Source organism: Spirochaetaceae bacterium (assembly GCA_009784515.1).
Taxonomy (GTDB): domain Bacteria; phylum Spirochaetota; class Spirochaetia; order WRBN01; family WRBN01; genus WRBN01.
In genome coordinates this window covers 1-11,872 of sequence record WRBN01000065.1, presented here as the reverse complement: position 1 = coordinate 11,872, position 11,872 = coordinate 1, and the positions used below count along the sequence as shown (strand labels likewise).

9 protein-coding genes are annotated in these 11,872 nt (G+C 41.3%); 6 read left to right on the top strand and 3 right to left on the bottom strand.

Annotated elements, in window-relative coordinates; all coding sequences use genetic code 11:
* Positions 1-815: hypothetical protein (locus tag FWE37_07390; GenBank protein MCL2520805.1), on the top strand; the 815-nt coding region annotated here is incomplete at its 5' end.
* An 11-nt stretch (positions 816-826) separates the two neighbouring features.
* Here FWE37_07390 and FWE37_07385 read toward each other — a convergent pair.
* Both FWE37_07385 and FWE37_07380 read right to left on the bottom strand, forming a co-directional pair.
* A complete protein-coding gene (locus FWE37_07385; GenBank protein MCL2520804.1) occupies positions 827-1,483 on the bottom strand; it encodes a hypothetical protein in 657 nt (218 codons plus the stop codon).
* Positions 1,484-1,635: 152 nt separating this feature from the next.
* Entirely contained in the window at positions 1,636-3,519 is a 1,884-nt protein-coding gene (locus FWE37_07380) for a methyl-accepting chemotaxis protein (protein MCL2520803.1), read from the bottom strand.
* Between the two features lie 310 nt (positions 3,520-3,829).
* Between FWE37_07380 and FWE37_07375 the strand changes: the two genes are divergently transcribed.
* From FWE37_07375 to FWE37_07355, 5 genes are all read left to right on the top strand, one after another.
* On the top strand, positions 3,830-4,984 hold the full coding sequence (locus tag FWE37_07375; protein ID MCL2520802.1) for a hypothetical protein: 1,155 nt from the start codon (positions 3,830-3,832) through the stop codon (positions 4,982-4,984).
* 80 nt (positions 4,985-5,064) lie between these two features.
* The gene (locus FWE37_07370) at positions 5,065-6,012 is read left to right on the top strand and encodes an AAA family ATPase (protein ID MCL2520801.1); all 948 of its coding nucleotides are present in this window, start codon (positions 5,065-5,067) and stop codon (positions 6,010-6,012) included.
* 8 nt (positions 6,013-6,020) lie between these two features.
* Positions 6,021-7,130, top strand: a complete 1,110-nt coding sequence (locus tag FWE37_07365) for a DUF58 domain-containing protein (protein ID MCL2520800.1) — start codon at positions 6,021-6,023, stop codon at positions 7,128-7,130.
* Complete coding sequence (locus tag FWE37_07360) at positions 7,123-9,120, top strand: transglutaminase-like domain-containing protein (GenBank protein ID MCL2520799.1); 1,998 nt, start codon at positions 7,123-7,125, stop codon at positions 9,118-9,120. The genes FWE37_07365 and FWE37_07360 overlap by 8 nt, the downstream gene beginning before the upstream one ends.
* Positions 9,110-10,837, top strand: a complete 1,728-nt coding sequence (locus FWE37_07355) for a hypothetical protein (protein ID MCL2520798.1) — start codon at positions 9,110-9,112, stop codon at positions 10,835-10,837. The genes FWE37_07360 and FWE37_07355 overlap by 11 nt, the downstream gene beginning before the upstream one ends.
* Positions 10,838-10,858: 21 nt before the next feature.
* Here the strand turns inward: FWE37_07355 and argS are convergent.
* The coding region (gene argS / locus FWE37_07350) for an arginine--tRNA ligase (GenBank protein MCL2520797.1) at positions 10,859-11,872 on the bottom strand (1,014 nt) is incomplete at its 5' end.

The window sequence follows — 11,872 nt, the reverse complement described above, 5'->3', positions numbered from 1 at the left end:
TGTTAAAAGGGTTAACGATAATAAGCCCGCATAACGATAGGATAAACCCAACACAACTGACAGAGATTGACGCTATTAAAACTAAATTGCAGGGGTTTTTATTAAATGGAAGTGAAGAGGATAACACTGATAATCCTAAAGATGAAGATGATAAAATTGATGATGAAATTGCAGACGAAGACGAAATTGAGGAGGAAGACGAAGAGATGAACAGACGTGTACAAGATAGGTTAATTTTACAAACCGATGAAAGATTAGTATTTCAGGCGAATGAAAGGCCTACAGGGGTAACCCGTGATGATGTTATTCCCAGATTTGGCTGTAATTTGCGTATATTACAGGCTATCGGCGAAATGCTTGCTCATGAATATTTTACCCAACAAGCTGCAAATGCAGAAAATGATGGGGAAATAGTCCCTGTGGAAGATAGAATTTTAAAACCACAGCAGATTAAAGATATGTTTACTAAGGGAACAACAGCAAATGTACAAGTATGGACATCACCCACAGCATTTGAGTGGCTCCCTGCGATTAGAGCTAATGACTGCTTTATTAGAGATAATGATTGGGTCATAGCAGAAACTATGAGAGTATTAAATGTGCCTACTTCTATAACTAGGCCTAGAGTAAGAGATGATAATATGAATAGCCGTTTTATAAGACACGAGCATACAACTAGGCTTTTAAACGGTAACGAAGGTACCCACTTTACTTTAAGAGATAGAACCAGAGGTATTTATTGGGACCCAGACCCTGCTGTTAATCCAGAAACTATTGATGTTAAGTTTAGGCGTTTTAATACAAACCGTAATTAGCTTATCTTTAATTATTGAGTAATTATTACTGTAAGGTTAGGGGCATTATCAGCCCCTAGTAGTACTGGGCTAACTTCAACAAAATAATAAGTCAATTTAGTAAGATTACTTATATTAATGACGGGTATTCCTGTATACCTTAAATCAAGAGAAATTAAATTGATAAGGTTACTTACATCTAGGCTAGTTAGCTGACGATTGGAGGCTGCAACTAATCTTTGTAAGTTAATAAGATTATTTAAGTCAATAGCAACTAATTCTGTACCTGATATACCAAGTTCAATTAAATTAATATTATTGCTTACATCTATCTTGGTTAGTGGATTACCATGTAACCAAAGCTCTTGTAAATTAATAAGACTATTTCCACTAAAGTTAATTAATTGGTTACCCCATAAATCAAGGTTAATTAATCCAATTAAATATTCAATACCTGTGCTATCTTTAATCCCTCTATATCGAGCTCTAAGCACCTCAATTCCTGCCAGAGCATCACTTAACGCTTGCCCTATTAAATTAGCATCGGCTTCCAATAGTCCTGCTACTGATACCCTCAAATTCTCATCAGGGAACAAACTGGCTAGTGTAGCATTTGCCGGCACCGGCAACCCTTGCCCTTGCGCATTTATGGCTATTAGTAATAAAGCTATAATTAATATTTTTTGCATAGTTTTAGTTTAGCATAGCTTGCGGTTAAAGTAAAGCTAAAATTTAAAAGTTTGGCCTGTGGGTGTAACTTTGTACAAACATTTGGCGCCTATAAAGGGATAGTACCTTATAGCCGTTGCCCCTTTATTCTATCGAGCAGTTTACCTAAAAATTATCTTAACTGTTTATACTCGGTTGTTTTAAAAAACGACATGAGTTCTTTTAGCTTTTGCACCTGCTCTTTAAGTTCGCCGGAGCTAGCCGCGAGCTCTTCGCTGGCGGCGGCATTATTTTGGGTTATTTCGGTATCAACCAAGATAGCTTTTTCAAATTGGCCGGTAACATCTTGCTGTTCTTTACTGGCAACAGCTATCTCTTTAACAAGTTCGGCTGTTTTTTGTATTTGCGGTACAATATCATCAATAAGCCGGCCGGCGCCTTCGGCCACAGCTAAACTATCTTTAGATAGTTGGCCTATCTCGGTAGCATTAACGGCGCTGCGTTCGGCCAGTTTGCGCACCTCACCGGCCACAACGGCAAAGCCGCGCCCGGCATCACCGGCTCGTGCCGCCTCAATCGCGGCATTTAAGGCTAACAAATTGGTTTGATTGGCAATTTCTTCGATAATACCAATTTTTTCGGCAATACTTTTCATCGCCTCTACCGTTTGACTAACGGCCGTACCACCTTGCATGGCTTTATCCGCCGCCTCGCCGGCAATCTGTTCGGTATGGGTTACATTGGCTACCGTTTTAGAGATAGAGCTGCTCATCTCTTCTACCCCGGCGCTGGCCTCTTCGGTACTAGCAGCCTGTTGACTGCTGCCGGCAGACACCGCCTGACTGGCGTTATAAATTTCACCGGCAGTTTGCTCCATTACCTCCACCATCTTTTTGGTACCGCTAACTACCTCTATTAAACGGCTCTCTACCGCCGCTACCGAGTGCGTCATTTCACCAAATTCGTCGCTGCGCTTTAAAAAGCTTTCGCTTATCTTAAAAGTCATATCACCCATAGCTAATTTATTTAAATATTCTTTATTAATTATTATAACTTTTACCATACGGCTGATGGCATATAAAACGACAAGACTGCTAACAATAACGACAGCCGCCCCCATCATAATAAGCGCCCAAATAATACTATAAGCCGAAGCCGTAACTACTTGCATAGGTAGAACATAACCTGCCAGCCAATTATCCTCGATACCAAAAGGAGTAAATGGTACCAGCACCAATAAGCTTCTTTCGTTTGTACGGCGGTTATCAAACTCGATGGAGGTAACTTCCCCACCGGTAAGGCTTTGCTCTATGCGTCCGGTAGTAGCCGCGTCAAATAAACTGCTAATGGCCGCCGGAGCTTCGCCGCGTAAACCGGGTATACTTGTTAAGTTAGAGGTTACAATAATGCTATAAGCTCCTTCAATATGTAAAGAGTTTTGCACCTCTATCAGCGCCTCTTGTAAAGTGCTTACTTTAATGGCGGCTATCGCTATACCAATAAAATGGTCGTAACCATTAGTATGCTCGTGAATAGGTATAGAGATACCTATATATAACTCGTTATTAAAGACAAACGGGTTAAGCAGCTCCATCTCGTTGCTTTGTTTAGTAATTTGATAAGGAACAAAGCGGCTGTCAAGATTGATACGATTAAACTCACCATCACCGCCGGCTAGCCAAGCCAACGGCTCGGGGCTTTCGCTGCCCAAAATAGCGGCATCTAACATTAAAAATAAGTTATCAAATGTCCCGTCCATATAGGCTACTAACCCGCTTATCTCCTCTTCGATAAAATCGTAAAGAACATCGGTAGCGGTAATTTCTCTTACCGTTTCAATCCCATTAGCTAAACTCAAAGCCGCCATTATATTAAGCGTGGCCGCCACATTTATAAAGCTGGATACTCTTTCGGCACTACTATTAACCAGCCGTAAGCTTTCGGCATAAGCCTGCCGGTAAACATAAGAGCTTAAAATAGAAAAACCTATGGCAAAAACAATAACTATGCTGCCGCAAATAAGCAGTACATTTTTAGCACGTAAATTTAATTTCATTTTAAAAAATTCTCCGTATTTATAAGATAACTATATTTGTATTTACTGTAAATTAAAGAGTATTATATAATTAAAGCTTAAGTTTGTCAAATAGAAAATTTTATTATAACACAACATGTAATATTTATTACAATAGTTAATAATGTATTTTAAATATAATATCTCCCTATTGGGCCGCACCGGGTTTAAGGCCTAGATAATAGTTGAAAGTTGAGAATTAAAAAAGCTTTCAACTTTCAGTTATCAGTTTTCAGCTAAAGGTTGTTTTAAAGGCTAAATTTTAACCGCTATTAATCCCGATAAGTAAACTATGAAGAAGCACTACCTATTTTTAACTTTATTTTTAATTTGCTCGCTAGCTTATGGCCAAACGCGCGATCGTTTGATTGAGCGCGAATCCATCTTCCGGGGCGAAGCTGTTATCGATACTACTTCTACCGCTTGGCATACCATTGGCAGCTTTACTTTGCCGCCACAGGTATTGGCAAATCATAACCAGAGCAATTTTAAACTTAGAATGCGTTTTGTTTACACCATAACCGAAAATAGCACCGTCTTTTTTGTGCAAACTAGGCTTGGTTTTGCCGGCGAGCAGCCAAGTTTTCTTTTAGGGCAAGATGATGGCCGGCGCGGCGGCCGCAGTGTCTTTAGCAACTGGGTAATGCTCGAAAATTTTAATCTTCCCCCTAACGGTATCATTCCTTTAGCGTTAAATTTACGCGGGCAAGATGGCGGCGACCCACCGCGTATTACCTTGCAACTGGTGGAGGTAGAGATATGGGAAGAACTGCCGATAGGCATTCAACCATCTAATTTATTTTTAATAGAGGACGAGGCTATTCTGCAACCGGTGGTTACTTTGCTGGGAGCCAACTTTAGCTACAGCGATAACGATAATAGGTTACAACCCGCCGGGACTATCCCTCATATACAACAGCAACCTACTCCTCAAAGTTCGGTAGCGCCCAATACGGTACAAAGCCAGCCGGTGCAAATTGCTTCCGCTCCTTCGTTAAACCCGTTAAGCAGCTTAACTGCGCCTAACCAACAGCGCGAGCAAGATAACACCGAACGCGCTCTGCAAGCCGGCCTTACCTTTTTAAGGGCCGCTGCCATCGGCGATTTTCGTACGGCAGAGGCTATGCTGGCCAACGAAGTGGTATCGTTAAGCGATTTTTCGGTGATTAACCGCAGCGAAATACCTTTTTTTAGGTTGGCAGCTAATCAAAATTTTGCTACCTACCTGAGTAACTACGAGCAGCACATCTTTGCTTTTGCCGACTTTGCCGGCTTATTTGATGCTTGGGAACGTTACGATATAAACGGCTGGCAGGTATCTGCTAATAGTTATCTCTTTATGGGCAACCAACTTAGAACTACAGGCAGCGATGTCTTTGCCGGCCAAAGCTTAGTGTTTATCATCGAAGAGATTGACGGCGTTATGCGCATACGCGCCTTTCCCTAAAAAAATTCTTTTTAACCATAATTTAATAAGGGCTGCCGGCAGCCCTTGCATTAAGGCTAAACTATAGGCTATAATTAATAATGAACGATAAATACCAAGAGGCCAGTCAGTTAATTAATAGCTTAGTAGCCGCAGCTTCGCAAGTTATTAAGGGCAAAGAAAGCTTTATTCAAAAACTCATTATTGCTATGCTTACCGGCGGCCATGTACTTATTGAAGATGTGCCCGGCTTAGGCAAAACTACCGCCGCCAAAACTTTAGCTAAGCTGATAGACGGTATGCAAGACGGCCGCATTCAATGCACACCCGATTTACTGCCTTACGATATTACAGGGGTTGATGTTTACGAAGGCGCCAGCGGTAACTTTCACTTTGAAGCCGGTCCTATCTTTTGTGATATTTTATTAGCCGATGAAATTAACCGTGCCACTCCCAAAACGCAAAGCGCCTTGTTAGAGGCGATGGCCGAAGGGCAAGTAACGGTAGGCGGCCGCACCTATCGGCTTTCGCCGCTTTTTTTTGTTGTAGCCACCCAAAACCCTTTGGATAGTGATGGAGCTTACCCGCTGCCGGCCGCCGAGCTGGACCGCTTTATGTTTAAGCTGGAGGTAGGTTACCCCGCTTTACAAGACGAATTTTTAATCGTTAAAGAAAGCCCCTCCGAGAAAGCTTTACCAAACTTAAAGCCATTAATTAATAAAGAAAAATTAAGTGAAGTGGCCGGTTTAGCCCAAGAAGTTTTTTGCGCCGATGAACTTATTACCTTAGCCATAGAAATAGCCGTAGCCACCCGTAACCACCCCGATATTGCCTTAGGCGTTTCGCCGCGCGGGGTTATTCAGCTGATTAAAGCGGCACGGGTGGAAGCGCTTTTTAATAACCGCTCTTATGTAACCGATGCCGATATTTTAAAATTGGTTGCCGCCGTTTATGGCCATCGGCTTATCTTAGCCGGCGGCGATAACCCTAAGCAGTTAATTAACCGACTGGCCGAACAATTAGCCGGCAAATTACTGGCCGGCAGGTAAAACCAACTATGCAAATAAAACAATCTTTATTAGGTATTACTTTAGTTGTTAGCTGCCTAACCCTTTTTATCGTAGCTATTAATCGCGGTTTACTGGCTTTATTGTTAATTAGCAGCTTTTTTTTAGCTTTAAGTTTGCTTATGGTTATCTTACAGCTCATTAATTGGTTGCTAATAATTTCTACACGCTCAAAAATATTTTTTTTAGCCCCTGCCTTAGCTACCGTTGATAGTCCCTTTAGCATTTCCTTTAGTAAATTAAAAACCTTACTGCCTTTTATAAATTACAGTCTTAACTTTACTTTTACGTTTGATAAACGTTTTTATCATTTTAAACACAACTTAACTACTAAAGATAACCAAACCGGCTTTACTTTAAGCAAACGCGGTTATTACAAAGTAACGATTAGCTTAGGTAGCAGCGATTATTTCGGTTTTTTTACCACTAAAAATAAACTTAATTATTTATATTTAAATTTGGTGATACCGCCGGTTAGCTTTAATGATTTTAGCCTTAAAAGCAGTGAGCATAACGACATTGGCCTTAAAAAAGCTTTTAAAGCGGCCGATGAAAGATTAGAAAGCCGTAACTATTATCCCGGTGATGACACAAGGCTTATTAACTGGAAGTTATTTGGCCGCTTTAATCAACTCTTTATCCGCCACAACGAAAACACCTCGCCTATTAACAGTGAAGTTATCATTTGCCTTTTTATCCCGCCGGCTACCCATAACGAACAAGCCAACGATGAGTTAGACCATCTGTTAAAAACCTGCTTACTGCTTAGCCGGCACTTTAAACAAACCCACCGCCCGGTTAATTTATATCTTGGCAATAATTATTTGACCAATTTTGAGGCCGATAACCAAACCGAGCGGGCCAAGCTTTCTTTTTGCCGGCCCGGCGAGCCTTACTCAATTAATTTAAGCGACTATAATAAAGATAAAACTTTAATTTTTGTAGGCTTAGCCGGTGATAGGTTTTTTATAGAGGCTATTAATAAACAAAACACCAAAAAACCTTTAATTATTACCAGCCACGAAGCCGGTTTTACCCAAAGCTGCCAAAACTTACTCTTTGTAGCCCGCACACTTGGGCTAGAGGGTTACTATGTTTAAAGTGCAAGTTATGCGCTATTTCTTATGGCTTTATATTTTGTCTGCCGTTTATTTATGGTGGCAAGGGGTAGTAACTTACCCTTTTTTTATTACCGCTTTTAGTTTAAGTTTTTTCATAGCTTTTTTAGCGCCTACCAAAGTTAGCCTTCTGCGTTCGTTGCTTTATTTAGCCGGTTTTGGCTTGTTGATTTTGGCCAGCAACCTGATTGTTTTAGCGATAGACGGCCTCTTTTTTGAGCTGCCTCTACTTTTTATTGGCTTTAACTTAAATTTTGCCCCTTTGCTCCCCATCATTTTAAGTATAACATTACTCACCTATTTAAGCCGCCGCTTTAAAGCTGTTCTCAAATATGAGTTTATCTTACGTTTTGCCATTATCTTAGCTAATTTTTGGCCTATGGCTAATTACAATTTAACTTTTTTCAATCCGCTTACTATCTTAATTACTACGGCTATTTATCTTTTAGCAGAGGCCGTCTATTTTATTTGGCTTAATAAAGATTATAGCAAAAATATTAAAAAATCATTACTATCTTTAATTATTTTAATTCCTTTACTTGCTCTTTTACCTTATCTCTTTACCCTTACCAGCCGGCAGATGAGCCAAAACTTTGGCGGATTATTGCAGCCTACCCTTGATGGCCGCTTCGATTTTACCGATGAATTAAGCCTCGAAACCAGCGTCAATTTAGGCAGCGAGTTATTACTTTTTTTACGCACGCAGCCGCCGATTAGCGGCCGTATGCTTTTTAAACGTTTTACTTTGGCTGGGTACAATCCCGAAAGAGGTTTTTACCGGGCAGCTATCGGCGAACTTGAAGAGCTTTTACCTTACCAAATTATCATTGATGTGCCCAATTATAACAGTCGTATACCTTTTGAACAAGAATTTTATGTCATTAACCTTAGTGATACCGCTTTACTGGCAGCCAACATGCCGCAGCAAATTACTCCGTTTCAAAATTGGGCCGGTTCTAATTTCAGGCGTATTTACGCGGTAAATTCACTTATCAGTACTGCCACCGCCGGCCAACTGGGGGCCAGCCGGGCCTATTACCCCAATCACCGCGACATCTATGCCAACTGGGGCGATGATGAAGATATTTTAAATTTAGCCCTCGCAATTACTGCCGGATTGACCAACGATTACCAACGAGCCGTAGCTTTACACGATTATTTAAAGTATAATTATTACTATAGCCTTAACCCCGGCCAAAGCCCCGATGGCAACCAGTTAAATTATTTTTTGTTTGAGGGTTTTAAGGGATATTGTACTTATTTTGCCTTTGCGATGGCTTTAATGGCTCGCAGCATCGGCTTACCGGCACGGGTGGCCAGCGGCTTTTTTGCCGAAGAAGGCGGCGACATATTGGGTTTTTACCCTATAAGCAGTGCTGTTGCTCACGCTTGGGTAGAAATTTATTTTGAGGGTTACGGCTGGATAAGTTTTGACCCTACCAGTGACCAGCTGGCCCCCGATGAGGTAGCTACCTTTGGCGATAGCTACGATATAACCGAGCTTTTTCCGCTGTTAAACGAGATTATCGGTAACCGCCTGCAACTTACTCCCCTTAATGAGCAAGTAATTACCATTAATAGTGCCGATAGCTATTTACCGCAGTTGGCAAGAGCTAGTCCCGCCAGCATAATCATTATAATTTTAGCTGGTTATATCTTAATTATTACTTTAAAGCGTTTAAGTTTTTTACCTCGTAACCAGAACTTTAAAGTTGCTGGCCGGCAACTTATGCAGTTGCTAGCGCTAGAGAAAATGATTTTGCAGCGGCAAAATAATATTTATGATATTTTAAATAATAATAAACCGTTAGCCGATAGTTACCGTAAAGTATTATTTAGCCCCAGCTTTAATCGGCAAGATTATTTAGCCTTTAAAGAGTTATGGCGGCAAGCACGGGCTGTAAAAGGACTTTGGCGATTATGGTTATGGCTAACGCCGCAATGGTTTTGGTATAAAAAGAATGATTGTTAAATTATTATTTTTACTATTTTTTAGTTATTTTTTAAGCGCCGCGCCAAGCGAGGCCATTGATGAAGCTCTTTTTTTAGGTAACAAAGAGCAGGCTTTGCGGCTCTTAAACGAAGCTATCGCGGCCCAGCCCGCCGACCTCGATTTACTTTTACGGCGGGCCCAATTTTTTTATAACGAATCTTTATACCAGTTAGCTTTAAACGATTACTTAACCCTCGAGGCCTTAGGTTATGGTTTATTTGGCCTTTACGAACAATTTACTTTATACCACAGCATTTACGAGCTATATAACCGCCTAGATATGGCTACAGAGGCTCTTCTTTATGCCCAAAGGTTTTATGCGGCCTTTCCGGACGAAGAATTAGCCGCCAGTAACTTACTATGGGCCTATCAAAAGGCTTTTAACTTTGAAGAAGGTATTACTGCCGCTGCTCAAATGTTAAATAGTTTTCCAGATTCTTATATTATTAAGGCTTTACTTTCGTTGCTTTATACGGCCGTCTTTAATTATGACCGGGCTATTTATTTTTCGGAAAGCGCCATTAATATGGCTTTAAACCAATCTTTTACCAATCAAAATTTTTTAGTTACCGCTCTTTACAACCAATTTTTACTCGAAATGCGTTTTTATAACTATACAAGGGCCGAACAAGCCTTAAGGCGTGCCTTAGTTATTGCCGATAGCCCGTCTATCTACCGCAGTTTTGGTAGTCTTTATACTAACCAGCTTAATTTTTTTATGGCTTATGACTATCTGCTCCTAAGTACACAGCTGGAAGAACATGAGCGCCAGCAATTTGGGCGCGAGCTCACCCCGCTTACGACTCTTAATTTAATCGAGCTGCATTTAGCTTTCGGCCAAACGGCCGAAGCCGAACGGTTACTTACCCCTCTTAAACAAAACCGGGCCATCAGCTGGATGCGTAATTATGGGATTAATAGCTCTATCTATTTTGAAGAGCTTTATAGCTTTTCGGCCGGCTTATGGCAACTGCGCAGCCGGCAATTAACCGCCAGCATTAAAACGCCGGTAGATTATTTATTATATCCTTTTAGAAAGTTACGGGCCAATCTTTTGCATTTTTATTACAACAGCAAAGCGCGTTCTTATGCCCTAGAAAATGGCCGCCAAAGATTAGCCAGCGGTAACCTCTTACCGGCCCTGCGCGATTTTATTAATGCCGGCGATGAGTTATGGCAGACTAACCTTTTTATCCGCGCCGCCCAGCAGCTGGAGACCAGTTTTATTAACCGGCCGCTGCCCTCTTATTATGCACAGCTTGGCCATTTAAGGCGTGATAAAGAACTAATCCGGCATGCTCTTACCCTTTTTGACCCACTCTTTGAGCGCCGCCAAAAGGCACAAGCCTTACAAAACCTGATTAGGTTGGAGCGCAACCGGCAGCTTAAACAAAGTTATATTATAGAACTTTACCAATTAAACGGCTCCATCACTCAGCTGTATAAATTACCTATCCAGCTTCATATAAGCGGCGAAAGTAACCGTTTTAACCGCCGGCTACGTAGTTATTTAAGGCAAGCCTTTACTTTAAACGAAAACAGCCCTTACCGCTTAATTATAAGCGAACAGCAAGGGCAACTTTATACCGTACTTTATTTTAACGACGAACTACTCATCAACGAAAGCTTTAGCAGGCCGGTTAATCGGCACCAGCTGGCGCTAGCCATTAGCCATATGATTTACAGCCCTTTTTAGTTGTTACCAATCTCTTTGCCTTTACATTTTATCTAAATAAGGTATATTTAGTAGCTCTAGCCCATTTTTAAGCACACTATGCACCGCCTGCGCTAAATATAAACGGTTGGCGGCCACGCTCTTATCGGTTTCGTTCAGGATTTGGGTATCGTGGTAATATTTATTAAAAAGCTTAGCTACATCGTAAATAAAGTTGGCTAAAATATTTGGGCTGTAATCTACAGCCGCTTTACCTACTTGCTCCGGGAAATCCTCTACCATACGCAATAGCTGCCATTCGTCATCTAAAGTAAGTTTGGTGCTATCTATCTCCGCTTTAGCCAGCTGAGCAGCTTTCTCTTTGCGCAGCATACTGGCAATACGCGCCGCCGTGTATTGCAAATAAGGGCCGGTATTGCCGTTAAAGCTTAAAGAATCTTCCTTACTAAAAACCATATCTTTAACGGGACTAACTTGCAAAAGGTAATAATGCAAAGCGGCAAGGCCCACTTTAAAAGCGGTATCGGCCTCAACCTCGTTAGCACGGCCTTTACTGTCAATTTCGGCTTGCGCCATCAGCCTTAAACTTTCAATTAAATCATCGGCATCAACAACGGTGCCTTCGCGGCTTTTCATTTTGCTGCCATCGGCCAAATTAACCATACCGTAACTAAGATGATAAAGCATATCGGCCCAGCTGTAACCCATCTTTTTAAGGGCAAAAAAGAGGATTTGAAAGTGGCGCTGTTGCTCGTGGGCCACCACATAGATGAGACGGTCGAAAGGATAATCCTCGTGGCGGCGAATGGCCGTGCCTAAATCTTGCGTGATGTACACGCTGGTGCCATCACCACGCAAAAAGACTTTACTGGGGGCTTCTTCGCCATCATCACTTTTTTTATCCAGCTCCGTTAAATCGAGGCGGGCCGAACCATCATCGGCTTTAAAAAAAACACCCCGAGCTAAACCAGCTTCCACAACATCTTTACCTAATTTATAAGTTTCACTCTCATAATAAACTTTATCAAAACTAATACCGGTTTTAATGTAAGTTTC

Bases quoted from the DNA above. Each gene is read 5' to 3' on its own strand.
- FWE37_07385 (MCL2520804.1), bottom strand. From the start codon at position 1,483: ATGCAAAAAATATTAATTATAGCTTTATTACTAATAGCCATAAATGCG.
- FWE37_07380 (MCL2520803.1), bottom strand. From the start codon at position 3,519: ATGAAATTAAATTTACGTGCTAAAAATGTACTGCTTATTTGCGGCAGC.
- FWE37_07375 (MCL2520802.1), top strand. From the start codon at position 3,830: ATGAAGAAGCACTACCTATTTTTAACTTTATTTTTAATTTGCTCGCTA.
- FWE37_07370 (MCL2520801.1), top strand. From the start codon at position 5,065: ATGAACGATAAATACCAAGAGGCCAGTCAGTTAATTAATAGCTTAGTA.
- FWE37_07365 (MCL2520800.1), top strand. From the start codon at position 6,021: ATGCAAATAAAACAATCTTTATTAGGTATTACTTTAGTTGTTAGCTGC.
- FWE37_07360 (MCL2520799.1), top strand. From the start codon at position 7,123: ATGTTTAAAGTGCAAGTTATGCGCTATTTCTTATGGCTTTATATTTTG.
- FWE37_07355 (MCL2520798.1), top strand. From the start codon at position 9,110: ATGATTGTTAAATTATTATTTTTACTATTTTTTAGTTATTTTTTAAGC.